The organism is Collinsella aerofaciens, from assembly GCF_039752955.1.
In the GTDB taxonomy this organism is placed as follows: domain Bacteria; phylum Actinomycetota; class Coriobacteriia; order Coriobacteriales; family Coriobacteriaceae; genus Collinsella; species Collinsella aerofaciens_BI.
The window spans coordinates 13,736-39,258 of record NZ_JBDMHB010000018.1 but is presented as its reverse complement, the minus strand read 5'-3'; the positions used below and the strand labels follow the sequence as shown (position 1 = coordinate 39,258).

The following is a 25,523-nucleotide window of genomic DNA, read 5'->3' as shown; positions in this document are numbered from 1 at the left end:
GGTAGCCCGTACCAGATTCGAACTGGTGATCTCCGCCTTGAGAGGGCGGCGTCCTAAACCGCTAGACGAACGGGCCACATGACATCTGCACTGCCGTGCTGCGAGGAAATATATTACGGGACAAAAAACGTCAGCGCAAGAAGAAATTCCAAATTGCCGAAAAATTGTCGGCAGGTTATGGAACACGCAGGTAAACTGGGTAGCTAATTCAAGTTGAGATGGAGCAAAAGAGCTTCGCGCTCATTGGGAATGTTGTCTTCAATCACGGCGTCGAGGGCCGTGTTGAGTAGCTGCCCCAGTTCCGGCCCGGGCTTGACGCCGGCGCGAATCAAGTCGCCGCCATTGATGGCAAGCATCTTAAGCGTATAGGGCTCCCCCGCCGCAAGCAGCTCGTGAGCCAGCGCGCGCATCTCCTCGATCGTCTCGACGTAATAGAAACACGAAGGTGCCTTGCCGAGTGTGTCGGCACGCTTAAGGTCCATGAGCTCGTCCATCAGACGCGGCGTATCGACACCCTCGCCCGAAAGCGCGCGCATCATATTGAGCAGGCAGGATCGCTCGGAACGCAGCGGCTTGTCATGGTATTTGATGAGCAGGCACACGTCGCGCACCAAGTCGTGCGAGAGCGCCAGGCGATCCATAATGACGCGCGCTTTCTTGGCGCCGAGCTCGGGATGACCGTAGAAGTGTCCGCTGCCGGCGTGATCGACCGTAAAGCACTCGGGCTTGGAGACATCGTGCAAAAACGCCGCCCACATAAGGCTCGACGATGGCGCGACGCCGTCGCACAGCGCCAGCTCCCCTGCCACCGTCAGCACACGGGCGATATGCTCGTAGACGTTAAACGCATGATAGACACTGCGCTGATCAAACCCGCGAGCGGGCGCGAGCTCGGGCACAGCGGCACAGATGAGCTCGGGATAGCGAAGCATCGCGTCTCCCCCATGACCGGTCGAAAGAATGCCCTCGAGCTCAATACCCACACGCTCGCGCGCCACGGCATCGAGCAGCGGCGCGCGCTCGGCAAGCGCACGCTTGGTCTCGGGCTCAATCATAAAGTCCAGACGGCAGGCAAAGCGCACAGCACGCAGCATGCGCAGGGCGTCCTCGTTAAAGCGACGCTTGGGATCGCCGACAGCGCGAATCAGCTTGCGCTCCAAGTCACCCTGGCCGTCGTAGCGGTCGACAAGCCCGCGCTCGGGATGCCAGGCCATAGCGTTGACGGTAAAGTCGCGGCGCGCCAGATCGTCCTCGAGCGAGGCGGCACGCTCCACACTCTGGGGATGGCGACCATCGGTGTAAAAGCCATCCAGACGGTACGTGGTGACCTCGATACGCTCGCCATCGGAAATAGCCGTGATTCCGCCAAATTTAATGCCCGACTCCACGACCGCGATACCAGCGGCCTCGAGCGCCACTTTGGACTCCTGCCACAGGCCGCTGCAACACATGTCAACATCGTGGCTGGGGCATCCCATCAGGGCGTCGCGCACCCAACCGCCCACGTACCAGGCCTCAAGACCGGCCGCCTCGAGCGCACGCAGCACTCGCAGGGAGGCATCGGTCGGGTGCGTACCGTTGAGCGAAACATTGCACATACCTGTGGCCTCCTGCGGCTATCAAATTGGTTGTCGATTGCATCTGCAAGAAGTCTAGCAAGAAACAGCCTCCCCTGCACACGCAAGTCCGATAAACAAAAACGCATCCGTCCTGTTCCCAAGACGGATGCGAACCACTCGAAATACTCAAGCTTTAGGCCGGAGTTAGCAGACCTCGCGGATAGCGATGCCCTTCTTATACTCCTCGACCTTGGCAAAGTCGCCCAGGCCCGGGCACTCGACCACGTTGGCGCCGGTAGCCATCGAAAGGCGCAGGGCGTCCTCGACGCGCTCGGGGGCGTCGTGCCACACGGACAGGAAGGCAGCGAGCGAGGAATCGCCGGCGCACACCGTCGACAGCAGCTTGACGTCGAAGGTGCGGTTGGCAAACCAGATGTGCTCGCCGTTAGAGAAGTACGCACCAGCGCCGCCAAGAGTCAGCAGCACATTCTTGGCGCCCTTGGCGTGCAGCTCGGCCATCGCGCCCTTGACGGACTCGTCGTCGCCACCGCTCACCTTAATGCCAAAGATATCGAGCAGCTCGTCGTCGTTGGGCTTAATCAGCAGCGGCTCCATGGCAATGAGGTCTGCCAGCTGATGGCTCGAGATATCGAGGACGAACTCGGCCCCCTTGGCCTTGACGCGGCGCAGGACCTCGGCCAAGAAGCCCTCGGAAGTGTTGGGAGGCAGCGAGCCGCTGATGACCAGGCAGGTCATGTCATCAAGCGAATCGATGAGCTCAAACATCTCCTGCTCGTTGGCCTCGTTGATGGCGGCACCGGCGTTGACCATGTTGTACTCGGTGTCGGGTCCGGCATTGAGGAACACATTGACGCGCGTGATGCCGTCGGTCCAAACGGGCTTGACGGGCACGCCCAGGGCCTCGGCGCCCTTAACGATAAACTCGCCCGAGAAGCCGGCGAAAAAGCCCAGGATCGTGGTGTCGACACCGTAGTGATCGAGGGTGAACGAGACGTTGAGACCCTTGCCGTTGGGCGTGTAGACGGCGTTACGGGTACGCGTGACGGTGTTGGCAGCAAGGCCGTCGCAGGAGATGTTGTAGTCAATGGCGGGATTTGCAGTGAGCGTGTAAATCATGAATGTTCCTTTCACGAAGTAACGTGTTGGTGAAAGTATATTCCACCCATCGGTAAAAGGCTAGGACAACTCGGTGAACGGTGTGGAAGCGATGAAGTACGGCAGAACATCTCTCTCCAATGACGGAACAAAAAGGCGCCCCAGCCGAAACCGGGGCGCCACATGCGCACGAATATGTCGCGTTTCGATTACTGACGATCGAGCTTGCGGACAGCAACGCGCTTGCTGTACTCGTCGACGTGACCGAAGTCGCCGATGCCGACGGACTCGGCAACGTTGGCGCCGGTGGCCATAGCGAGCTTCATGGCCTCCTCGACGTTGTCACGATCCCTGTACCACTTGTGCAGGAACGCAGCGAGGGTGCAGTCGCCGGCGCAGACGGAAGAAACCAGCTTGATGTTGAACTCACGCTTGGCGTACCAGATGTCCTCGCCGTTGGAGAAGTAAGCGTCGCCGCGGCTACCACGGGTGAGCAACACGTTCTGAACGCCAGCGTCGTGAGCCATCTTCATGGCAACGCGAACCTCGTCGTCGGTGTCGACCGGCACGCCGAAGATGGCCTTCATCTCGTGATGGTTCGGCTTGATGAGCAGCGGCTTCTTGTGAGCGAGCTCCTTGAGCTTGTCGGAGGACAGGTCCAGGACGACGTCGGCGCCACGAGCCTGAGCGTGCTCCATAACCTGAGCCAGGAAGTCAGGCGTAGCTTTGGGAGGCACGGAGCCGGAGACGATCAGGCACTCGAGATCGCCCGCGGTGTCCAGGATGTTATAGAGCTCCTCCTGGTGCTGCGGCGTGATCGGGGCGCCGGGGTTCAGGATGCCATACTCGTGCTGGCCATCGTTGACGTAGGTGTTAATGCGCGTGATACCGTCGGTCCAGACCGGGCGGCAGAGGCAACCCAGGTTCATGACCTCCTCGACGATGAACTTGCCCGTGAAGCCAGCGAAGAAGCCGAGCGCGACGGTGTCGACGCCCATCTTCTTAAAGGCGAAGGACACGTCGAGGCCCTTGCCGTTAGCCGTGTAGCTGGCCGAGCCGGTGCGGACGTTCTCGTCGGGCTCGAGCGGAGAGCTCGAAACCGTCATGTCGACAGCCGGGTTAGCGGTTAGCGTGTAGAACATTTACAGTACCCCCTGTATATGTGAGGGCCGCGTGGCCGGCCCATTCCAACCACGCGGTTACCTCTGATACCAAATTAGCGAGCTGCGGACTCGAGCAGTGCCTTGACCTCGGCGGCGGTGTTGCAGGCGAGTGCCTTCTCGGCGAGCTCGTCGCACTCGGCCTTGGTCCACTGGCTGATGGTCTTGCGGGCGCGCAGAATCGACGGAGCGCTCATCGAGAACTCCTCCAGGCCCCAGCTGATCAGCAGCGGCTCGAGCAGCGGATCGGCAGCGGCCTCGCCGCACATACCGACCATGATGCCGGCCTTCACGCCGCTCTCGATGATGTTCTTGAGCGAGCGGAGCACGGCGGGATAGTAAACCTGGTACAGGTTGGAGATGGTGTCGTTACCACGGTCGGCGCACATGGTGTAGCCGATCAGGTCGTTGGTGCCGATGGAGAAGAAGTCGGCAACCTCGGCAAGACGGTCTGCGAGCAACGAAGCGGCGGGCGTCTCGACCATGATGCCGACCTCGATGTTCTCGTTGAACTTACGACCCTCTTCGGTCAGCTCGGCCTTGCACTGCTCGACGAGCTCCTTGACAGCCAAGACCTCCTCGACGCAGGTGACGAGCGGGATCATGATCTTGACGTCACCGAAGGCGCTAGCGCGCAGCAGAGCGCGGAGCTGGACCTTGTACTGGTCGGGATTAGCCAGGCAGTAACGCACGGCGCGGAAGCCCATGAAGGGGTTGTCTTCCTTGACCATATGCAGATACGGAATCTCCTTGTCGCCACCCACATCGAGCGTGCGGATGATGACCGGAGCACCCTTGAGCGCGCTGGCGACCTTACGGTAGGCGTTGAACTGCTCCTCCTCGGAAGGAAGCTCAGCAGAGTCCATGAACAGGAACTCGGAGCGGAACAGACCGATGGCCTCGGCGTCGTGATCGAGCGCGTTGGGCACGTCATCGGGGTTACCGATGTTGCAGGCGATGATCTTCTTGATGCCATCGGCAGTCACGGACGGCTTGCCACGGAAGGCCTCGAGGGCCGCCTTCTCGGCAGCGAAGGCCTCGGCCTTGGCGGTATAGGCAGCGAGCGTCTCCTCGTCGGGATCGGCCTCGACGATACCCTTGCCACCGTCGACGACAACGGTCATACCGTTGCGCAGCGCGGTGCAGCTGTTGGAAACCGAAAGGACAGCCGGGATCTCGAGGGCGCGCGCGATGATCGCGGAGTGCGACGTGCGGCCACCGGTCTCGGTGACGATGCCGGCAACGTGGGCCTTATCGATCGTGGCGGTCATGGACGGCGTGAGGTCGTGCACGACAACGACGGTGTTCTCGGGCAGGACGGAAAGGTCGACGACCTCCTTGCCCAGCAGCTCGGCCAGAATACCGGTGCGGATGTCGGCGATGTCGGCCGCGCGCAGACGGAACATCTCGTCGTCCATGGACAGGAACATGTTCTCAAACATGGTCGAGGTGTCCATGAGCGCCTGCTCGGCGCAGGTACCACCGTCAATGGCGGCGTTGATGGCGTCGGTCATACCCGGATCCTGAGCCAGGACAATATGTCCGCTCATGATCTCGGCCTCGGCCTCGCCCACCGTCTCCTTCATGTGGTCGGCCTGAGCCTGGGTCTTCTCGCAGAAGACCGAAAGAGCGGACTGATAGCGCTCCTTCTCTGCTGCCGAATCAGCAACCTCGTGCGGCTCAAACGTCAAGTCGGGATCGACGGCGACCATGACGGTGCCGATACCGATGCCCTCGGAAGCGTTGACTCCCTGATACATTCCCATTCCTCTCTCCGTGTCATGTGATAAAGCGTTTTGCCATATCCATGACAAAAGAGCGCAGCTACCTTACAACAGGTCACTGCGCCCCCAAATATGAACTTAGTTGTTCAACATGCGACCCGTTTGAGTTCTACTCGCCAAGACCGCTCTTGATGAGCTCGATGGCAGCAGCCAGAGCCTCGGCCTCGTCAGCGCCGTCGCACTTGACCTCGACCTCGGTACCGCAGGGGATACCAGCAGCCATGAGGGCCATCGGGGACTTGCCGTTGACCTCCTTCTCGGGGGTGACGACCGTCACGTCACAGGCATACTTGCCCATGGTGGAGGCGAACAGACCAGCCGGACGCATGTGCAGACCCTGAGGATTAACGAGGGTAGCCTTCTCAGAAACCATAGTTGACTCCTTTTTGTGTTTAACCCCTGTCATGCATGTGGCAGGAGTCAGATTCACGACGTTGTTTATATTAACTCACATCAAACGGTTTTTCATTATGTTTCGGGCGAATTGTTGGACAGATGTGTTTGTCGTCCGCTTGCTCGCCCACAGGGGCCCGTGCGCGGCCTGTGAGATTTCCTGCTCTACAGTCCTGCTCGCACGAAGAGCACATTAAGTGCTCTTCGGCTCGTGCGGAACTCGCGATAAATCTCACAGGCCGCGTCCGGGCCTCCGTGGGCGAGCAAGCTGGGGAAACTCAGTCGGTCCAGAGTAATATCGTGCGAACGGAATTCTGGCTAATGATCTGTTCGCGACAAAGACTCGATAGGTAGCCCCCTCTATGCCCTTTTATAAGTTGCGGTGAAATAGGGATTGAATTTGGGGTTGAATCGTTTAAACAGTCCCTATTTCACCGCAACTTATGGGAGGGATAGAAAAAAGGCGGGGGCTCCTAGTGGAGTCCTCGCCTTTTGTGCAGAGGGCGATGTTATTCGCGAACTGCGGGATTAGATCAAGCGGGCGTTGATCGTCTTGGCGATCTCGGCGGCGTCAGTGGAACCCTTGACGGTGGAACGGAAGTCCTCGTCCATGAGCGCCTCGGCGACCTTGGACAGGATCTTGAGGTGCGTAGTGCCAGCCTGTGCACCCGGGATGAGCAGCGCGATGGCCACGTTGACGGGAGCGCCGTCCATGGTGTCCCAACCGGTCACGCCGGACTCGTCCTTGACGACGATGACGGCGGCCTCGGTAATGGCGTCGGACTTGGCATGCGGGATGGCGAAGCCCTCCATCATGCCCGTGGTGCCCTCGGCCTCGCGGGCCAGGAAGGCGTTCATCACGGCGTCGGCGTCGCCGGCGATACCGGCCTTGACGGCCTGGTTGGAGACAAAGCTCAGAGCCTCGTCACGAGAAGCGAAGTCCTCGGCGACAAAGACGTTCTCAACCTTCACGAAGTCGGCAGCCTCGGCCTTGGGGGCCTCGACGGCAGCGGCCTTGGGGGCCTCAACGGGCTTGGCTACAGGAGCGGCCTTCTGATTCTTCTCGAAGTCGTACTTCTTGAAGGCCACGAACAGGATGCCACCGACCACAGCGCCGATGAGGATCGCGAGGACCCACAGCGGACCGTTCTCGACAACAGGCAGGACCAGGAAGCCGCCGTGAGGCGCCGGATCGTGAACGTTGAAGAAGATGGTCAAGATGGAAGCGATGGAAGAACCGAGCATCATGATGGGCATGACGGGCCAGATGTTCTTGGTCATGAACGGAATGGCGCCCTCGGTGATGTGGGTGCAACCAAGGATGAGGTTGACGATACCGGCGTCATGATCCTCCTGGCTGAAGTACTTCTTGCCGACAACGACGGCGAAGGTGGTGATCAGCGGCGGAACGATGCAAGCGGCGGAGACGGCAGCCATGAAGTTGGTGCCGAAGTTGTAGGTCTCGGTGCCGACGCCAGCTTCGAGAGCGGTACCGAGCAGGAAGGTGCCAGTAGCGTAAGCAGCCTTGTTGACCGGGCCGCCCATATCAAAGGCGCACATGCAGCCGATGGCCAGGCCAAGGATCACCGGACCGGAGTTACCGAGGCTCTGCAGGAAATCCATCATGCCCTGGTTAATGGCAGCCATGGGGCCGGAAATACCGAGCATGACCAGGCCGACGATGGCGGTAGAGCACAGCGGATACAGGAAGATTGCCTTCAGGCCATTAAGGCTCGCGGGAATTTTAGAGAAAGCCTTCTCGAGCAGCAGGATGACATAGCCAGCGAGGAAGCCGCCGACGATGCCGCCCAGGAAGCCGAAGCCCACACCCGAGCCTCCAGCGTCGATCATGCCGGTATCGGCGTTGATGGGAAGACCCTGGATGGCAATCATACCGGCAACAAAGCCGGGGACGAGCGCCGGGCGCTTGCCGATGGACTCGGCGATGTAAGCGGAGAGCACCGGAACCATGAGGTTCATGGCGATACCGCCGATAATCTTGAGCATCGCGGCAAAGCTGTTGTAGTCGGCAGCCGTCGAATCAAAGGACGTGATGCCCCACAGGAACGAAATGGCGGTCAGAACACCACCGGCAACGACGAAGACCAGCATGTGGCTGACGCCGTTCATGAGGTGCTTGTAGATGACGTGACCGATGGACTCCTTCTCCTCGACCTCGTCCTCGACATCGGCGGCAGCGGCAACCGTGTCGTCGCCCTTGGCGGCGAGCGCGCGGTCGATCAGCTTTCCGGCGGCCTCGACGGACAGGGCCTTGGAAACACCGACGGAAACCATGGGCTTGCCGGCGAAACGCTCAGCCTGGACATCCTTATCGGCTGCGACGACGACGGCCTTGGCACCAGCGATCTCACTCTTGGTGAGCTCGTTCTCGACACCGACCTGGCCATGTGTCTCGACCTTAATGGTCAGACCACGCTCGGCAGCAGCCTTCTCCAGCGCCTCCTTCGCCATGAAGGTGTGCGCAATGCCGGTCGGGCAACCGGTCGCGGCGATGATGTCAAACTTAGCCATGTGTCCCTCCTTCTTGAGTACAGCGCCCGCGGGCGCTCCCCTACACGCGCTTCGATGCGCGTTTTTCCACAACTGAAAGATACCAACCTACCGTCCGCGTGAGAAGAGCTAAGGTGCAAAGCTCCGGTGAAAGGTTCTTTCATAACCGTAAACGGTAAGTGAAAGTTTACCATCAACACTTGAAACGGCAAGGTGTATCTTGTAATTGAAAATGCCCGTATACTATGGCATGGCGTAGTAAATTAGATTTTCATGCCAACCAGGAGCCATCCATGACCGATAGTAGCAAGAGCGCACTTTCCCTCATTAGTACCCATCAGGGATACAGCGAGTCCGAGCAGCGCATTGTCGACTATATATTGGAGCACCAGTCCGAGGCGCCACGCCTCACGGCGGCTCAGCTCTCGCGCGCCGCCGCCACGTCCGAGGCGACCGTTTCGCGCTTCTGCCGCAAGCTTGGCTTTGGCAGCTTCCGCAGCTTTCAGTTTTCGTTGGCGCGCGACTTGGAGAGTCAGCGCAACGAGGGCCTGACCGACGAGGTATCGCTCGACAACATGGAGCAGAGCCTTAAGAACATCCTGGCTGCCAAGGTGAGCGAGCTTAATGCGACCATCGACGGGATCGACCACGATACGCTGGCGGCTGTTGTGCATGCCCTTAAGCATGCAGGGGTTATTGAGTTTGCAGCTGTGGGCAATACGAACGCGGTCGCGCTCGATGCGACGTTTAAGTTTTCGCAGCTGGGCCTGCGCTGCATGGCGAGCACCATTAGCGAGACATCAATCGGCTTTGCGCTCACGTTGCGCCCGGGTGACGTCATCGTGCTAATCTCAAACTCCGGCAAATCGCGCCGACTGAATCGCATGGCAAAAGCGGCTCGCAACTGCGGCGCAACCGTAGTCGTCATCAGCAGCGACAGCAAATCCCCGCTCGCGCGTCTGGCAGACTACACTTTTAATACCGTCAACCACGAAGCGCTGCTGACGACAGGCGACTTTGCGTTCTCTAAGATCAGTGCCACGATGATCATCGAAGTCATCTACAACTTCCTGCTGCCCGAGATTGAAGACGCTCGCGAACATATCAGCTACTACGAGGAGCTCATCCAGCCGGATAAGGTCGTTGAGTAAAACGCGTAGTGGGACAATAATTTCAGTCTATTTTGTCCCATCAACACCGCTGATACGACCTAACCTCGAGCTTCTTTGAGCATCTGCTTTGCGTGGGCCAAGCTTGCCTCCGATTGATCGCCGCTCAACATGCGGGCGATCTCGGCGGTACGCGCTTCGCCGGTTACCTCGTCCAAATGCGTCTGGGGAACATCGCCCGGTTCCTTGCTGACAACATAATGCTTGTCAGCCATGACGGCGACCTGCGCCAAGTGGGTTACGACAATCACCTGATGCGTAGCGGCGAGATTTGCCAGCACGCCCGCGAGCGCACGCGCCGTAGAGCCGCCGACACCAGCATCGACCTCGTCGAACACCAGTGTATCCACGCCATCCGCGTTGCCGAGGACAACCTTGCTCGCCAGCATAACGCGGCTGAGCTCGCCACCCGACGCAATACGGCGCAGGGGACGCGGCGTCAATCCAGCGCCGCTGCGATACAAAAGCTCATAGCTCGAGGGGCCAGCAAGCGTCCACTCGGCGCGGGGAAGATCACGCGACTCCCAGACGAGTTCGGCGCCCCCCATTTCCAGACGCGCCATTTGGCGGCCAACCTCATGACAAAAACGCGGGGCCGCCGTATTGCGTGCACGTTTAAGCGCCTTGGCGGCGGCGAACAGTTCATGCTCCGCTGCGCCAAGCGCTTCACGCGCCTTCTTGATCTGCCCATCACCATCGTCTACCAGCGACAACAGCTCTTGTGAGCGATCGCGCATGGCAAACACGTCATCCATGGTAGGACCCCACTGACGCAGTAGGCCCTTGAGGTCTGAATATCGCTCGCGCATGCGAGCGAGCTCGCGAGGGTCAAACGCAACGCCATCGCGATAAGCACGCAGCTCGTTGGCACAATCCTCAAGTGAGATGCAGGCATCCGAAAGTGCATCGGCGATGTCACCGAGCTTGCGGTCAACGGTCGCCATGCGTGAAAGCTCGGCAACGGCGCCATTCACGGCATCGAGCGCTCCCCCTTCGGCAGCAAGCGATGCATGGGCCTCGTTGGCCGTCGCAACCAAGACCTCGGCGTGCTCCGAGCGCGGCAGCAGCTCCTCGAGCTCCTCGTACTCGCCTGGCTTGGGGTCGACCTCGGTGATACGCTCAAGAGCAAAACGCGCTTCCTCGACGCGACTTCCCTGCGCGCGTGAGGCTTCCTCCACACGGCGAAGCTCCTTGGCGGCGGCACGCGAAGCCTTAAAGCAGGTGCGATACTTCTCGAGCGCCTCAAGCGGCGCGCGCCCAGCCCAAGCATCGACCATGGCAACATGGTGCGCCGGGTCGAGCAGACGCTGATGTTCATGCTGGCCGCATAGATCCATCATCACGCCAACGCGCTCCGAAAGCTCGCGCACGCTGGCGATGCGGCCGTCAATTTTTACGCGGCTGCGGCCCTCGGCAGAAAGGCTGCGCTGTACGGTAAAACCCTCCGTGTCGTGCGGGCCGTCAAACAGGCGCGCCTCGACGCTGGCAAGCGCCTCGCCCTCGCGAACCGTCGACGAATCCGCGCGCTCGCCCAAAATGAGCTTGAGCGCCGAGAGCAGCGCGGTCTTGCCAGCACCGGTCTCGCCGGTCAGGACGGTCAAGCCGGTACTCGGAACCAACGTCGCCTCGCGAATGAGCGCGATGTTGGAAACCTGCAGCTCATCGATCATGGCGCACTCCATAGAACACGCGGCTCACCGAGTTATAGAAGCTCTCGGGGCCGTAATCCAGCAGCAGCACATCGCCGGGACCGCGACGAACAGCCACGCTCTCGACCGTGCCATCGCAGGTAATAAACTGTCCGTCGATAGCGATGGCAGGCACGCTCGGGCGATCATCGGACATAAAGATTTCGACGACATCACTCGGCGAGGTCAAGAAGGCGCGAGCCTGAATGGTATGCGGAGCAATCGGCACGCAAACCATGCCCGTGTAATCAGGGCTGACGATAGGGCCGCCGGCGGAGAGCGCATAGCCCGTAGAGCCGGTCGCCGTCGACACGACGACACCGTCACCGCGCAGGCGATCGATATGATGGCCGGACACCGTGATGTCAAACTCGACCATATCGGACAGGGGCCCACGCGTGAGCGCCATATCGTTGAGGGCGAACGAACGCACGACATCTTTCGTGCCGTCATCGCGCACCGAGACGATATCCGCGGCGATGGTGGCGCGGCGGCTCACGTGGAGCTCACCGGACAGGGCATCGCTCACAACCTGCAAAATATCGCGTTCCTCGGGACTGGCCGCCGTCAAAAAGCCCAGGTGGCCATAGGAAAGACCCAAAATGGGAATCTCGCGGTAGTTGAGAATACGGGCGGCGCGCAGCAGTGTGCCGTCGCCGCCGAGCGTGATGACCAAGTCGGCATCGTCAACATCGGGCGTGCTCTGGATCTTGGAGCGCTGGTCGGCAGCCCATGCAACCTCGTAGCCCTGGCGCGTCAGCCAGAGCTCGAGCATCAGGCCGCTCTCGACCGCCTCTTGCTTGTAGTAATTGGGAACCAGAAAGACCTTCATAGCGTTGCCGCTTTCTCGCTCAAAGCCGATACCTGGGATTGCAACTCATCTTCGGCGCGCTCGCCGGGGGCAAACCTCGTGCCGTACAGGAAAAACTCAACGTTGCCCTTAGCGCCATGGATTGGCGACACGCACACATCGAGCGGGAACAGGCCCTTGGCGGCAAAGAGCTCAATCGCCGCCACGAGTGTATCGCGGCGGACGGCAGGGTCGGTCACGATACCGCCCTCGCCCACCAGCGCAGCCGGCGCTTCAAACTGCGGCTTTACGAGCGTGCAGAATGCACCCGTAGGCGCCAGGCACGCCAGTACCGCATCGATAATGTTCGCGATGCTGGTAAACGAGACATCACACACAGCCAGGTCGATGGCGCCGGCATAGCCAAGCTCAGGCAGCTGCGTCACGTTTGTGCGCTCATGCAGCGTCACGCGATCGTCCTGGCGAAGCGACCAATCAAACTGGGCACGGCCAACGTCGACCGAGACAACGGTCGCGGCACCGCGCTTGAGCAGGCAATCGGTAAAACCGCCGGTAGAGCAGCCTACGTCCAGGCAGGCAAAGCCCGTGGGATCGATACAAAACGCATCGAGCGCGCCCTCGAGCTTAAGGCCGCCGCGCCCGACGTACGGAATGCGCCCCTTAACGTGCAGCGGCAGGCCCGGCGTCACCTTGAGCCCCGGAGAGGTCAAACGCTCACCGCCGCTCGAAACCAAGCCGGCCATAAGAGTGCGAAGGGCATCCGCGCGATCGGCGCAGATGCCCTGTGAAATCAGTTCGTCATCGAGACGCACGCGTTTCATGAATGCCATCAACCATTCGTATCCGGGGATGCAGCCTGTCTATCTTGGGACTCGTTTGCCGCATCCTCATCGTATTCCTGCTCGAGCTTATCGGCCTCACGCGGCGTCAGCTCAAACTTGTCGACCATATCGACCGCGCGGGAGCCCAGCTCAATCGCTTCGTCGAACAAATCGAGCGAACGCTCCAAGGAGGTATCCTTGGAGCGAACGGTAGCGATGATCTGGTCCAGACGGTCCGAGATCTCGTCAAAGTTGCGGACAGAACCCTCTGGCATGGCTACTCCTCGACGGAGTCGGCCTCGACGGCCCCAGCAGCGTCCGCGTCCTCGGCAAGTACACCGGCAGCAGCCTGAGCAGCAGCGACCTTGGCGGCTGCCTCGGCAGCCTGTGCCTCCTCGCGAGCGCGATCCTCGGCCAGCAGCTCTTGGTACAGGTCCTCGCCCGGCAGTTCCTCGCTGCGAGCGATCTTGCCCAGCACGCCGTTGACAAACGATGCGGACTGGTCGGTACCATAAGCCTTGGCAAGCTCAACGGCCTCGTTGATGACGATGGCGTCCGAGACCTCTTCGTCGGTAAGGAAGCGCATCTCGTAGACGGCGATACGCAGCAGGTTGCGGTCGGCACCGGGCATGCGCATAAGATCCCAGTTCTTGGCGACGGCTCGCAGGGCACAATCGATGCGATCGATGTGCTCGTAGGCACCGCGGCAAAGCTCCAGTGCATAGGGGTCGAGGGGACCCTTCGAGATCAGGAAATCGCCCTCGAGGACGCGCTCGAGCGGACTGTCCGTGGCCTCGGCCTGGAACAGCAGCTGCAGCGCCTGACTGCGGGCAAGCGTGCGCCCGCGATAAACCTTAAGGCTCAAAGGTTACTCCTTGGGGAAAACGAGGCCGTCAATGCAAACGTCAACGCGCTCGACCTCAACGCCCACCTGAGCATCGATGGCAGCGACCACGGCGGCGCGAACGGCCTCGGCGAGCTTCTTGAACGGATAGCCAAAGAACACCACGACACGCACGGTGAGTGCGAGCTTGTCGCCGATGACCTCGGCCTCGACCGCCGGCTCGGAAGCCGGGGCCTTGGACGAGAGCATCATGGAGACAAGGTTGGTGGCAAGGTCCTTGACGCCAACGGAGGCGATGCCCTCGACATCCGACACGGCGCGCGAAACGATGGCGGTCAGAACATCGGGCGAAATGCCGATGCCGTCAATCTTGATTTCCTGGGGCATGAGTCCTCCTATAAGAGTTGGTTGTTAGACGCGGGAGACGAACTTGCCGTCGCGGGTGTCAACCTTGATGACCTCGCCCTCGTTGAGGTACATGGGGACCTGGATGACAGCGCCGGTGTCGATCGTGGCCGGCTTGGTGGAACCCTGGACGGTGTCGCCCTTAAAGCCCGGGTCGGTCTGGACGATGGTGGTCTCGATGAACATCGGCGGGGTCACGCCCATAAGCTCATCGTCGGCGAAGAGCAGCTGGCAAATGTCGTTCTCGCGCAGCCACTTGGAGTTCTCGCCCACCATGTCCTCGGGAACGGGAACCTGCTCATAGGACTCGTTGTCCATGAAGATATAGTCGGTGCCATCGTTGTAGAGGTACTGGAACTCACGGGTGGTGAGCATGACGCTCTCGAACTTGGTGCCGGCGTTGCAGGTGTTCTCGACGACGCGGCCGCTCTTGATGTCGCGGGTCTTGTAGCGCACAAACGCGCCGCCCTTGCCCGGCTTGACATGCTGGAACTCGACGATGGTGTAGACCTTGTCCTTGATGCGGAGACCGAGGCCGTTCTTGAAGTCGGCGGTAGAAATGGTAGGCATAGCGACCTTTCTTGTTATGGGCAGAACGCACAAGCGTCCAAATTACATACGATAGAAATTATACACTTGCAGACCGCGCCTGCGGCGAGCGCATAAAAAGAGAACGCGGGGCGCCCGAATTGCTCCGGACGCCCCGCCCAAAAATCTATCGAAATGGGCTAGCAGTCGATGACGTGCAGGTCGTGCGGGGTCTTGGTGAAGGGCTCGTAGCCGTTCTCGGTGACCACGCCGTAGTCCTCAAGGCGCACGCCGCCCACGCCGGGCAGGTAGACGCCGGGCTCCATGGTGACAACCGAGCCGATCTCGATGGTGTTCTTGCTGCGGTTGAAGTTGGGCAGCTCGTGAATGTCGATACCAACGCCGTGGCCCAAGCCATGGTTATAGTAATCGCCATAGCCGGCATCGCCGATGATCTTCTTGGAGAGCTTGAAGATGTCGTTACCCTCGACGCCCGGATGGATGGCGGCGACGCACTCCTCGTGCGTGCGGCGCACGAGTGCATACAGGTCGAATTGCTCCTGCGTGGGCTCGCCCATCACAACAGTGCGTGTCATGTCGGAGCGGTAATCGCAGTAGCCCGCGCCGTAGTCCATGAGGACAAAGTCGCCCTTCTCGATCACGCGGTCGCTCGGCACGGCATGCGGGTTGGCGGTGTTGGGACCGCTCGCCACGATGGAGCCGAAAGCAAGGCTGTCAGCGCCGTTGGCGAACATAAAGTTCTCGAGCTCGTTGCGAACCTGCTTCTCGGTCATACCAGGCTTAATAAAGCCGAGCATGTGCTGGAAGGCGGCGTCGGTGATCGACTGTGCATGGCGCATGAGCTCGATCTCCTCGGCATCCTTGATGGCGCGCATCTTGCGGATGTCGTCGTGCATCAACGGCAGCATACAGGCGACAGAGCGGTCCTCCAGGCCGCGCTGAATGCCCTGGTAGAAGTTGATCTGCATATCGTCCTCGACAGCGCAGACGCGGCACTTGTTGGCTGCAATCTTGCCAGCGACCCAGCCGGGGATGGTGCCCTCGTCCATGTCGAAGACCCAGGGGCTGCCGGCGGGCGTGTTCTCCTCAAAGCTGTTGAGGTAGCGCGAGTCGGTGTGGAACAGGCACTGGTCGGCCGTAATAAACGCAGCGTGCGGGAACTCGAAGGTGTAGTCGAAGACGCCCTTAACGCCCGTAAGCCAACGAAGGTTGGCCTCGTCGCGCACCACGATGGCGTCGTAGCCACGCTCGACCATAAGGGCACGGACACGCTCGATACGACCGGCAGGACCGGCAGCAAACTCAGACATGCAGATTCCTTTCTTGTTGTCTCAAAAAGTGCGGGACGGGTCTCAACCGAACGACGGAATCGCATGCGATCCGCAACCGATTGGAAACCCGCCCCTCAACATGATACGAAAGAGGATGGAAGTCAATAAATCTTAGAGAAGTTCTTTACGAGAAGCCAAGTAGGCGTGAGCATGGCGCTTAAGAACCTCGTCCTCAACGTTCGTTAGGCGAATGGCGCCGAGTGCCGCGGGCAGCGGCAACATGCTGCGGTTCGAGCGTGCAAACTGCTGCTTGCGGAACTCCTCGATATATGCGGCAGACTCCAGATCGAAGGCAAGTTCCTCGATACCAAAGTCCTCCAAGCAGTCATCGACCTCAAAGACGTAATCGATATCGAAATCGCAGACATCATGTGCAAGGCGTGCCTCAAAGCGCATGCCCTCGGACAACAGCTGGTAGGCAGGGGCCTGCGAAGCGGCATCGCCCAAGCAGGCGCGCAGGGTACGCTCCCCCGTCTTGCCAAAATCGAGCGCATGGCGAGCGCTCGGGTTCGTGGCCATCAGTACGTCCTTGCGGGCAGTCTGAGACCATTGAACGGCATTGACGAGCGCGACCTCCTCGCCCGCGAGAATCTCGGGGACGGTCTCAGTAAACTGATTCCAACGGGACTTACTGCTCGAAAGCATGGTGCCAACAAGTACCACATAGCCGAGCTTGAGGTCCTCGGGGTCCGCCTCGCGAACAAGGTCGAGGTCACACACGACCAAGCCCGGTTCGGGACGGAACGCGATAGCGGGAAGCGCATTCGACGACGAGGCAATGAGCGGCTTCATGGTCGTCGCGACCGTGAGCATGGCGTCGAAGGTCGTCGGCAGCAGCGCGCACTCGGTTCGGCCACACCACTGGTTGGCGCACCAGCTAACAACCGAGCAGGTTGCGGCATCGCCAACGGCGACAACCAGATCGTCGCAGGTAATGCCGTTGGCAGACAAGGCGCCAAAGATAGCATCGGCATCGGCCAGCGTGGCACCAGCAGGCGAAACCTCAAGGGAGAACTGCGACACGGCAAAACCGGCGTCGACCAGCGCATGCTCGACGACCCCATCAAAACGTTCTGACGAGGCGGAGTTCCAAACCACCATCGCGCGCTTAGGCTTGCCCACAGCCGAGGCAAACATACGCGACAGCTCATCGAACGCGCCCAATCCGACACGGACATCGACGCTGCGGTTTTGGAAATTGATCAGTTGGCGGCGAATCATAGCAGTCCACGCTCCAAAAGCATCTCGGCACAAAGGTAGGAAACGTCCTCGAAGGACTTGTTGCGAATATCAAGGGTAATATCGGCGGCCTGGCGATACAGCGGACGGCGATGCTCAAACAAGCGCGCGGCATGCTCGGGCGAGCGGAAATCGGGGCGCGTGTCGGACCGACGAATCTGGCGAATCGAATCCTCAAAGTCGCCCTCGAGGTACACGCACGTACCCATTTCGTGCATCAGCTCAATATTCACCGGCGTCTCGACGATACCGCCACCGCACGAAACCAACAGACTGCGCTCGCTTTGGAGCGAACGGAGCGCCGAGGTCTCGAGCTCGCGAAAACGATCCTCACCCTCGGTCTCAAAAATCTCGGTTACCGACTTGCCGCAACGGCGGACGACTAGGCGGTCGGTATCGATAAAACGCCGCTTGAACATAGTGCCGACGTTGCGCGCGAGCGTCGATTTGCCCGCGCCCAAAAAGCCGATAAAGAAGATATGGTCGCAGCCGTGTTTGGTGTGCTGGGACATGACGAGACCTATTCCTCGCAGGGAAGGTCGCGCAGGGCCCGGCGCTCAAAGATACGGAAGATCTGCGTATACCACAGGTCCTGCGTGGCCTGCGGCTTTACCAGGATGGTATCGACGCCGGCGAAGTTGCCGCTCCACACGTCCGTGTAGAGCTGATCACCGATCAGCACCGCCTCGTCGGCCGTGGCGCCGAGGCGCTTAAGACCCGCCTTGAGGGCAAACGGCGCCGGCTTCATGGCATGGCTGATGGCCTCGAGTCCCAGCTCGCGTGCTGATGCCATGACCTGGTCGCGATGCCAGTTGTTGGACACCATGCACAGCTTAAAGCCTTTGGCGCGGGCGGTATCGAGCCAAGCGGAAACCGCAGCGGGAACCTGCTCGGTGTCGCGCGGCACCAGGGTGTTATCGCGATCGAGCAGAATGGCGCGTTTGCCGTCGGCCCAAAGGGTATCAAGGTCGATGCGATCGACCGAGGCAACGTAACGTTTGGGGCTAAAAATCCTCATGCTAATTCCAAGACTGTTGATGCTCTTCGTAGGTTTGCGAGAAGTACTCCTCGTCCTGCGTAATGTAGAAATACAGGTCATCGGAGTCGGTCGGCTCAAGCGTGGCCTTGAGTGCCTCGAGCGACGGAGAGCAGATGGGCGTGGGTGGCAGACCCTCATGCTTATAGGTGTTATACGGACTATCGCTCTGCAGGTCGTCGGCGGTAACCTCGCCACCGGTGACATACATCATGGTCGCATCGCTGTTGAGATAGCGCAGACCATCGAGCTTGCCGGCAAGACGGTTGTAGAAGACCGAGGCCACGTGCGCGCGCTGGTCGGCGTTGAGGCCCTCGCGCTCAACGATAGAGGCCAAGTTGACGATGTCGTAGTCGGACATCTCCACACCGTAGCGTTCCTTGATCTTGGCTTCGCAGCTCGCAAAGTCAAGCGACTTGTACTCGGTCTTAAACTGATCGAGCATAGCGCGAACCACGTCATCGGCCGTCGGCGAATCACCCAACGAATAAGTCTTGGGGAACAAGAAGCCCTCGAGCGAGTCGTTGGCGGCGCCCTTAAGGAAGCTATAGTCGTCCACGTAGTTGGAGGCCTTTGCCTGGTTGAGGAAGTCTTCCTTAGAGATGCTGTCGTAAGCCTGGGCCACACGGTCGGCGACTTGATCGACCGTTAGGCCCTCAGGGATAGTCAGCGCATTGGAGCCCGCGTTGGGGCCTTCCATGAGCTGCTGAACAACCTTGGTCGCATCCATGAGTGTGGTGAACGAATAAGTACCAGGCTTGAGCGACATATCGGCGTTGAGCTTTTTCACCGCCGCATAATAATCCTTGGGATTTTCGACGATATGGTTCTCGGAGAGAATCGAGGCGATAGTATCGCCCGAGGCACCGTCGGGAATCGTGATAGTAACTTGCTGGCCAGCAGCGACTTTCGCATCCTCACCGCCAAAGAAGCCCTTGACGGCTGGCACGACAAAGAAAACGATCGCGACAAGCGCAAGCACGGCGACGACGCCACCGATAATCATAGGCACCGGGGAGCTTTTCTTTTGTGTACCACGGCGGACGTGCGTGTTATAGCTCGAGCGCGTAGCCGGAGCAACGCCGTGGGAACCGAGAGCGTGATGCGAATGCGACTGGGGGGCCTGCACTCGCTGGGTAGATGCCTGCTGCTTAAAGCGGGTACCGCCTGCAGGCTGGGCCGAACGAGCAGAAGGCTGCTGAGCCGTCCGCTGAGCAGGCTGGGCCGAACGAGAGGAGGACTGCACCGGACGCGCGGCAGGCTGAGCTGCGCGCTGCGTCGGCTGCGCAGGGCGCTGACCAGGCTGAGTAGGGCGCGACGAGGGCTGACCCTGACGACTCTGCCGGCGCGGATCGGAAGCGCTAGGCATGCGAAACCTCCTCGTTTTTACGATCGAGCCATGTCTGCAAGAACAGGCTGGCGGCGATCATGTCAATCTTGCCCCTCATCTGCTTTTCGTTGAGTCCCTGCTCTCGCAGGATTCGCTTGGCCTCCTGCGAGGACAGACGCTCGTCCTCAAACTCCAGAGGAAGTTCGAGCTCGTCGGCAATCTTTTGGGCCACGGCGGCGACGCGCTCGGCCTGGGGGCCGGGCTCACCGGCCATGGTCAAGGGACGTCCGCTTACAAGGATATCGGGCTCATAGTCCTCCACCAGGTAGCGAAACGTCTTTGCCATGCCAGTGACCTCGGCAGCCGGAAGCACCTTGACAGGCATCGCCATCTTGCCATCACGGCTCGAGACGGCGATGCCAATCCTGGTCTCCCCTATGTCCAGCGCAAGCGCGACCACAGCGACTACTTAGGTTCTTAGGCGCCGAGCGCGGTCTTGGCGGCCGCAAGGGCATCGGCGATACCGGCAGCGTTCTTGCCACCGGCCTGGGCCATGTTGGGACGGCCGCCACCGCGACCATCGACCAGGCCCGCGATCTGCTTGATCACGTTGCCGGCGTGGAAACCGGCCTTCACGGCGTCATCGGAGCCGGCGGCGAGCAGGGCCGGGGTGCCCTTCTCGGTCACGCTGGCAACAACGCAGGCGACAGGGCCGGCGACCTTCTGGTGCACGGTATCCCAAACGTTGCGCAGGTCGGCGGCCTCAAGGCCCTGGAGCTCAGCGACGACGAGCTTATAGCCGTCGAGCTCGACGGCACCCTCGATGGCGCTGGAGATAGCGTCGGAGGAGCCACCGGTCAGCGCCTTCTTGAGCTTGTTAGACGTCTCGCGCAGCTCGGCCTGCAGGTTCTCCACACGAGCGGGAACCTCGTCAACGCGGCACTTGAGCGCAGCGGCAGCGGCGTCAACGAGTGCCAGGCGGTCGGCCATGTAGTCGAGGGCGCCCTTAGAGGTAACGGCCTCGATACGGCGGACGTTCGAGCCCGTGGAGGACTCGGAGATAATCTTGAATAGGCCGATCTCGGCAGTGTTGGCAGCATGCGTACCACCGCAGAGCTCGCGGGAGAACGGCTGGTCCTCGGCGCCCACGGAAACGACGCGGACGACGTCGCCATACTTCTCGCCAAACAGGGCGACGGCGCCGGCGGCCTTGGCCTCGTCGATGCCCATGACGCGGGTCACGACCGGCTTAGATGCAAAGATCTGCTGGTTGACCAGGTCCTCAACAGCCTTGAGCTGCTCGGAGGACAGGGCCTCAAAGTGCGTGAAGTCAAAGCGCAGGTGCTCGGGCGTCACCAGCGAGCCGGCCTGAGAGACATGCTCGCCCAGGACGTGCTTAAGCGCGGCGTCAAGCAGGTGGGTGGCGGTGTGGTTACGGCGCAGGAAGCCACGGCGCTCGGCGTCGAGCGCGGCGGTCACGGTAGCACCGACGGTCAGCGTGCCCTCGGCGGCGTGCGCAACGTGGGCATACAGGCCGTTGTGGTTCTTGGTATCGGAAACGGTCAGCGAAACGCCCTCGGCGGAAAGCTCGCCGGCGTCACCCTGCTGGCCGCCCATCTCGGCATAGAACGGGGTGCGGTCGAGCACGACCTCAACATCATCGCCCGCGGCAGCGGACTCGACGGACTCGCCGTTGCGCACGATGGCGACAACCTTGGCGCCTTCGATCACATCGTTGTCATAGCCGTCGAACTCGGTCGCAGCTACCTTGTCCGAAAGCTCGACCCACACATCGTTGAAGCTGCCCCAGGCGTCGCCCTTGGCATTGGCGCGAGCACGGGCCTTCTGGTCCTCCATGCAAGCGGTAAAGCCGTCCATGTCGACGTCGTGGCCGGCGGTGCCGGCAATCTCGACGGTCAGGTCGATGGGGAAACCAAAGGTGTCGTGCAGCTTAAAGGCGACATCACCCGGGAGCACGGCGCCATCGGCAAGCGCTGCCAGGGCCTCGTCCAGGTAGACGCGGCCGTTGTCGAGCGTCGTGGAGAAGCGCTCCTCCTCAGAGGCGACGATACCCTTGACGAGTGCGACGTTCTTGAGCAGCTCGGGATAGGCCTCGCCCATCTGAGCGTTGACCTCGTCGATGAACTTGGTCAGGAAGGCACCCTCGATGCCCAGCAGGCGGCCGTGGAACACGGCACGGCGGAGCAGACGGCGAAGGACGTACTCGCGACCCTCGTTACCGGGGAGGATGCCGTCAGAGATCATAAAGTCGACGGCACGGGAGTGGTCGGCGATGATGCGCAGGGAGCGGCTGGCACCGGAGTAATCGTCGGCGTCATAGGTCTTGCCGCTGATCTCCTCGCCGAGCTTGATGAGGTGCTGCATCAGATCGCCGTCGTAGTTGGCGGTCTTGTGCTGCATGATGGCGGCCATGCGCTCCAGGCCCATGCCCGTATCGAGGTTGCGGTGCGGCAGCTCCGGCATGGAGCCGTCCTCCTGGCGGTCGTACTGGGTAAACACGAGGTTCCAGAACTCAAGGAAGCGGTCGCAGTCGCAGCCGGGCTTGCAGTCGGGGCTGCCGCAACCGACCTCCTCGCCCATGTCAAAGTAGATCTCGGAGCACGGACCGCAGGGGCCGGTGGGGCCGGCAGCCCAGAAGTTGTCGTCCTCGCCCAGGCGGGAGATGTGGTCCTCGGCAACGCCCAGAGAACGCCACACGTCGTGGGTCTCGTCGTCCTCGGTAAAGACGGTAAAGTACAGGCGGTCGAGCGGCAGCTTGAACTCCTTGGTGATGAGCTCGAAGGCCCAAGCGCAAGCCTGCTGCTTGGAGACGCCGCCAAAGGAGAAGTCACCGAGCATCTCGAAGAACGACAGGTGACGGCCGTCCTCGCCGATGCAGTCGATGTCGTTGGTGCGGACACACTTCTGGCAGGAGATCGCGCCGATCTCCTTCATGGTCTTCTTGCCCTGGTAGTACTCCTTAAACTGGTTCATGCCGGCGTTGGCAAGCAGCAGCGAGGGGTCGTCGGGAACAAGGGACGAAGAAGGATAGAGCTTAAGACCGCGCTCCTCAAAGAAGTTGAGGAACTTGGAGCGGATCTCGGCCGTAGTCATTGACGGGTAGTCAGCACTCATAGAGGGAATCTCCTCGGTTTCACATCGAAACAGTTCAAACGTAACGATATTACCATCCCGCCGCGCAAGTGCAAAAAAGAGGGCCGACATAAAGCCGACCCTACAGCGAAAGTGCACGTTATTTAGGAGTATGCGATGCATTGAAAAAGGCTACTATAGAATTACATATAAGATTCACCCGGAAGGAGCGATCGATGAAAAGCAAACGATTTGTCCTGAATGCGCTTCTGGTTGTAGCACTTTTAGCGCTTTTGGCTTTCTCCTGCTGGTACGCAAACCAACCAGCATTTGGCTACGTATTGTATGCAGTAATGTCCGGCGATAAAGCCTATTACACTCTACGCGCAATTGACGTTCTCTTTTTCTATGTAGCCGGCCCCTTATCAATCGCTTTGCTCGCGTTTCTTGTCATTTACAACTTCAAGAAACGCTAGCGGTGACTATTTGGAATCCGAATCGTCCATGGAGCCGTCGATGCCGGTTTTGGTATCGTCGTCCGAGTTGGAGTCATCGTCCTTGGCGAAGGGATTCTTGAAAAAGCTCGTCGCATCGGGCTGCAGGCCCGAGAGCTTGATCCAGGGATTCTCGAGCTCGGGCTTGGGCATCGCCTGGGCCTCGGGCGCGGTCTCGTTGCCGATGAGCTCGGACTCGTAAATGAACGTATCGTCTCCAAGCGCGTCGTAGGCGGCGACCGGGTTACCCTCGGCATCGCGATACGGCGTGCCCTTAAACACAGCGCCGTCGTATGCCACGAGCTGACGGCCGGTCTCGTTCTCAAAGTAGTAGACGAAAATGCCCTTGAGGGCCGCGCAAAGCGGAATGGCGATGGCCATACCGATGGGACCCATAAGCGCCGAGCCAATAACGAGCGCAGTCAAACTCATGATGGGATGCACCTGCACCGAGCTCTGCATGACCTTAGGTGAAATGACGTTATCGGTGACGTTTTGAGCCACCATGGTCACAACGAGCGTCCACAACGCCAGCATGGGGCTGAACATAAAGCCAAGCACCGTGGCGATAGCCGCGCTTACCCAGGGACCGACAACCGGGACCAAGTGCATGATGCCGGTAAAGATGGCCATGAGTGCCGCGTAGGGATGGCCAATGAGCGTAAAGCCGATAAAGGCGAGGATGCCACCGCATATGGACGTCACGACCATGCCGCGCATATAACCGCCGACCGAGCGCGAAAGAATCGCGACCATAAAGCGGTACGAGGTCTCTTTTTCCTGTCCGATGATGGTACAGACCTCGTGGTGCATACGGGGATAATCGCAGGCAAGCCAGTAGGCAAGCACCAAACCCAGGAAGATTACGAACAGCTGCGAGGCCGTGTTGGTAATAAGCGGGAACACGCCGCGTCCGAGCTCAGCGGCGATTTGCGATACGTACTTGGACGCCACAGTAACCAGCGAGGACAGATTATCGTCCAGGTACTCCTTGAGCGGCGTGTTGTTGAGCGTCTTAGCGTGCGAAATCATCTCGTTGAGATCACCGCCCGCAACGCGAAGCTGCTCAGGCAGACGGCTCAGGACTTCCATAATCTGACCGAGCAAAATAGGCGACAGGATGCAGACGACGCCGACGAGCACTGACACAACCACGATCAGCGCGATGAGCGAACCGATGCCACGGTTGACGCCGTGATGCTCGAGCCAGTTAGTGATCGGCGACATCACAAAAGCGATGATGGAACCGACAGCGAGAAACTCGATAACCGGCGCCAGGATACCCATGAGGTTAAAGATGACGGCTGCGATGACAATGCTGCCGACGACAGCCCAAATGCGAAGCGTCAGAATACGAGTATCGCGCAGCGTGCGGTCGGTTTGTTGGGGGTGCTCAATCATGAACGAACCATCACTCCGTCGGGGTCGATCTTGTCCTGTATCTTCTTAAGGGTACGGCGCAGCAGGCGCGAAACCTGCACCTGCGAGATACCCAACTTCTTAGCGATCTCGATCTGGGTCATGCCCTTCACAAAGCGCAGCTCGATAACCTCACGCTCACGCGGCGAGAAATCGCGGATGGCTTCCTCGATCACCAGGCGGTCATCGGTAAAATCGAGCTCGTTGTCGTCATCGGCATAGCGGTCGAGAATCGAGGGGGCATCATCGGAATCGGACGCGCCAGGAGCCTCGATGGGCACCGAGGTATAGGCCGAAGACGATTCCATGGCCTCCAGCACCTCGTCGACGGTCACACCCAGGTACTCAGCGATTTCTTCAACCTTAGGCGAGCGCTGCAGCTCGTTAGTGAGCTTGTCGGTAGCTTGGTTAACCTTGGCAGAAAGCTCCTGCAAACGGCGCGGCACGCGCACGCTCCAGCCCTTATCACGGAAGTGACGCTTAATCTCGCCCAGGATGGTAGGCGTGGCAAACGTCGTGAACTCGAGTCCGCGCTCGGGGTCAAAGCGGTCGATAGCTTTGAGCAAACCCAGATAGCCGACCTGCATGAGGTCGTCGAGCGGCTCGCCGCGGTTCTTAAATTTGTTGGCAAGAAACCTTACCAGGTTCATATGGGACATGACGAGCTGCTCACGTGCGTCCGGATCACCGGTCTCTTTGTAGCGACGAAACAGCTCGCGGGTTTTCTCCTTGTCCCAAGCGGTCTTACCGCTCCGGGAACGTTCGGTCATA

At 60.2% G+C, this 25,523-nt stretch carries 24 protein-coding genes and 1 tRNA gene; 2 read left to right on the top strand and 23 right to left on the bottom strand.

Annotation, left to right across the window (positions count from 1 at the left end; genetic code table 11):
- Positions 1 to 2 precede the first annotated feature (2 nt).
- The 7 genes from ABHR75_RS05710 to ABHR75_RS05680 all read right to left on the bottom strand — a co-directional run bounded on the left by ABHR75_RS05710 (position 3) and on the right by ABHR75_RS05680 (position 8,544).
- Positions 3 to 76 (bottom strand) — tRNA-Glu (locus ABHR75_RS05710).
- Positions 77 to 203: 127 nt separating this feature from the next.
- Positions 204 to 1,598, bottom strand: a complete 1,395-nt coding sequence (locus ABHR75_RS05705) for a CCA tRNA nucleotidyltransferase (RefSeq protein ID WP_346963843.1) — start codon at positions 1,596 to 1,598, stop codon at positions 204 to 206.
- A 165-nt stretch (positions 1,599 to 1,763) separates the two neighbouring features.
- A complete protein-coding gene (locus ABHR75_RS05700; protein WP_161161421.1) occupies positions 1,764 to 2,696 on the bottom strand; it encodes a 1-phosphofructokinase family hexose kinase in 933 nt (310 codons plus the stop codon).
- Positions 2,697 to 2,884: 188 nt separating this feature from the next.
- Positions 2,885 to 3,817, bottom strand: a complete 933-nt coding sequence (locus ABHR75_RS05695; RefSeq protein WP_006233969.1) for a 1-phosphofructokinase family hexose kinase — start codon at positions 3,815 to 3,817, stop codon at positions 2,885 to 2,887.
- 74 nt (positions 3,818 to 3,891) lie between these two features.
- A complete protein-coding gene (ptsP, locus tag ABHR75_RS05690) occupies positions 3,892 to 5,595 on the bottom strand; it encodes a phosphoenolpyruvate--protein phosphotransferase (protein WP_035138206.1) in 1,704 nt (567 codons plus the stop codon).
- Positions 5,596 to 5,728: 133 nt separating this feature from the next.
- Complete coding sequence (locus ABHR75_RS05685) at positions 5,729 to 5,992, bottom strand: HPr family phosphocarrier protein (protein WP_022094575.1); 264 nt, start codon at positions 5,990 to 5,992, stop codon at positions 5,729 to 5,731.
- A 548-nt stretch (positions 5,993 to 6,540) separates the two neighbouring features.
- Positions 6,541 to 8,544 carry a fructose-specific PTS transporter subunit EIIC gene (locus tag ABHR75_RS05680; RefSeq protein ID WP_346963842.1) on the bottom strand — a complete coding sequence of 668 codons (2,004 nt, stop codon included), beginning with the start codon at positions 8,542 to 8,544 and terminating at the stop codon, positions 6,541 to 6,543.
- A gap of 272 nt (positions 8,545 to 8,816) precedes the next feature.
- Between ABHR75_RS05680 and ABHR75_RS05675 the strand changes: the two genes are divergently transcribed.
- On the top strand, positions 8,817 to 9,674 hold the full coding sequence (locus tag ABHR75_RS05675; protein ID WP_226790721.1) for a MurR/RpiR family transcriptional regulator: 858 nt from the start codon (positions 8,817 to 8,819) through the stop codon (positions 9,672 to 9,674).
- 59 nt (positions 9,675 to 9,733) lie between these two features.
- On the opposite strand, the gene ABHR75_RS05670 is transcribed toward ABHR75_RS05675, so the two are convergent.
- The 14 genes from ABHR75_RS05670 to alaS all read right to left on the bottom strand — a co-directional run bounded on the left by ABHR75_RS05670 (position 9,734) and on the right by alaS (position 22,881).
- Positions 9,734 to 11,362 (bottom strand): DNA repair protein RecN, encoded by a 1,629-nt coding sequence (locus ABHR75_RS05670; protein ID WP_346963841.1) that lies wholly within the window; start codon positions 11,360 to 11,362, stop codon positions 9,734 to 9,736.
- Positions 11,352 to 12,212: an NAD(+)/NADH kinase gene (locus ABHR75_RS05665; protein WP_217750036.1), complete on the bottom strand. Its 861-nt coding sequence runs from the start codon at positions 12,210 to 12,212 to the stop codon at positions 11,352 to 11,354. Before ABHR75_RS05665 ends, ABHR75_RS05670 begins: the two co-directional genes overlap by 11 nt.
- Positions 12,209 to 13,012 carry a TlyA family RNA methyltransferase gene (locus ABHR75_RS05660; RefSeq protein WP_346963844.1) on the bottom strand — a complete coding sequence of 268 codons (804 nt, stop codon included), beginning with the start codon at positions 13,010 to 13,012 and terminating at the stop codon, positions 12,209 to 12,211. Before ABHR75_RS05660 ends, ABHR75_RS05665 begins: the two co-directional genes overlap by 4 nt.
- Positions 13,013 to 13,020: 8 nt before the next feature.
- A complete protein-coding gene (locus tag ABHR75_RS05655) occupies positions 13,021 to 13,287 on the bottom strand; it encodes an exodeoxyribonuclease VII small subunit (RefSeq protein ID WP_089571754.1) in 267 nt (88 codons plus the stop codon).
- Between the two features lie 2 nt (positions 13,288 to 13,289).
- Positions 13,290 to 13,877, bottom strand: coding sequence for a transcription antitermination factor NusB (gene nusB, locus ABHR75_RS05650; protein ID WP_346963840.1), 588 nt, complete (start codon positions 13,875 to 13,877; stop codon positions 13,290 to 13,292).
- Between the two features lie 3 nt (positions 13,878 to 13,880).
- On the bottom strand, positions 13,881 to 14,243 hold the full coding sequence (locus ABHR75_RS05645; RefSeq protein ID WP_035138197.1) for an Asp23/Gls24 family envelope stress response protein: 363 nt from the start codon (positions 14,241 to 14,243) through the stop codon (positions 13,881 to 13,883).
- Between the two features lie 24 nt (positions 14,244 to 14,267).
- Positions 14,268 to 14,831, bottom strand: coding sequence for an elongation factor P (efp, locus tag ABHR75_RS05640; RefSeq protein ID WP_006233983.1), 564 nt, complete (start codon positions 14,829 to 14,831; stop codon positions 14,268 to 14,270).
- A gap of 158 nt (positions 14,832 to 14,989) precedes the next feature.
- Positions 14,990 to 16,120 (bottom strand): M24 family metallopeptidase, encoded by a 1,131-nt coding sequence (locus tag ABHR75_RS05635; RefSeq protein ID WP_346963839.1) that lies wholly within the window; start codon positions 16,118 to 16,120, stop codon positions 14,990 to 14,992.
- Between the two features lie 132 nt (positions 16,121 to 16,252).
- Entirely contained in the window at positions 16,253 to 17,362 is a 1,110-nt protein-coding gene (locus ABHR75_RS05630) for a hypothetical protein (RefSeq protein WP_346963838.1), read from the bottom strand.
- Positions 17,359 to 17,892, bottom strand: coding sequence for a shikimate kinase (locus ABHR75_RS05625; protein ID WP_138374852.1), 534 nt, complete (start codon positions 17,890 to 17,892; stop codon positions 17,359 to 17,361). The genes ABHR75_RS05630 and ABHR75_RS05625 overlap by 4 nt, the downstream gene beginning before the upstream one ends.
- 8 nt (positions 17,893 to 17,900) lie before the next feature.
- Positions 17,901 to 18,398: a YqeG family HAD IIIA-type phosphatase gene (locus ABHR75_RS05620; RefSeq protein ID WP_117639353.1), complete on the bottom strand. Its 498-nt coding sequence runs from the start codon at positions 18,396 to 18,398 to the stop codon at positions 17,901 to 17,903.
- 1 nt (position 18,399) lies between these two features.
- Positions 18,400 to 19,785 carry an endolytic transglycosylase MltG gene (gene mltG, locus ABHR75_RS05615; RefSeq protein WP_346963837.1) on the bottom strand — a complete coding sequence of 462 codons (1,386 nt, stop codon included), beginning with the start codon at positions 19,783 to 19,785 and terminating at the stop codon, positions 18,400 to 18,402.
- Complete coding sequence (ruvX, locus tag ABHR75_RS05610; RefSeq protein ID WP_089571740.1) at positions 19,778 to 20,206, bottom strand: Holliday junction resolvase RuvX; 429 nt, start codon at positions 20,204 to 20,206, stop codon at positions 19,778 to 19,780. Before ruvX ends, mltG begins: the two co-directional genes overlap by 8 nt.
- A 17-nt stretch (positions 20,207 to 20,223) precedes the next feature.
- Positions 20,224 to 22,881, bottom strand: coding sequence for an alanine--tRNA ligase (gene alaS, locus ABHR75_RS05605; protein ID WP_346963836.1), 2,658 nt, complete (start codon positions 22,879 to 22,881; stop codon positions 20,224 to 20,226).
- A 194-nt stretch (positions 22,882 to 23,075) separates the two neighbouring features.
- Between alaS and ABHR75_RS05600 the strand changes: the two genes are divergently transcribed.
- Complete coding sequence (locus tag ABHR75_RS05600) at positions 23,076 to 23,315, top strand: hypothetical protein (RefSeq protein ID WP_118237448.1); 240 nt, start codon at positions 23,076 to 23,078, stop codon at positions 23,313 to 23,315.
- A 6-nt stretch (positions 23,316 to 23,321) separates the two neighbouring features.
- Here ABHR75_RS05600 and ABHR75_RS05595 read toward each other — a convergent pair whose 3' ends face one another.
- Together ABHR75_RS05595 and ABHR75_RS05590 are read right to left on the bottom strand one after the other, a co-directional pair.
- Positions 23,322 to 24,734 (bottom strand): AI-2E family transporter, encoded by a 1,413-nt coding sequence (locus ABHR75_RS05595; protein ID WP_346963835.1) that lies wholly within the window; start codon positions 24,732 to 24,734, stop codon positions 23,322 to 23,324.
- On the bottom strand, positions 24,731 to 25,522 hold the full coding sequence (locus ABHR75_RS05590; protein ID WP_118237452.1) for an RNA polymerase sigma factor SigF: 792 nt from the start codon (positions 25,520 to 25,522) through the stop codon (positions 24,731 to 24,733). Before ABHR75_RS05590 ends, ABHR75_RS05595 begins: the two co-directional genes overlap by 4 nt.
- Position 25,523: the final 1 nt, after the last annotated feature.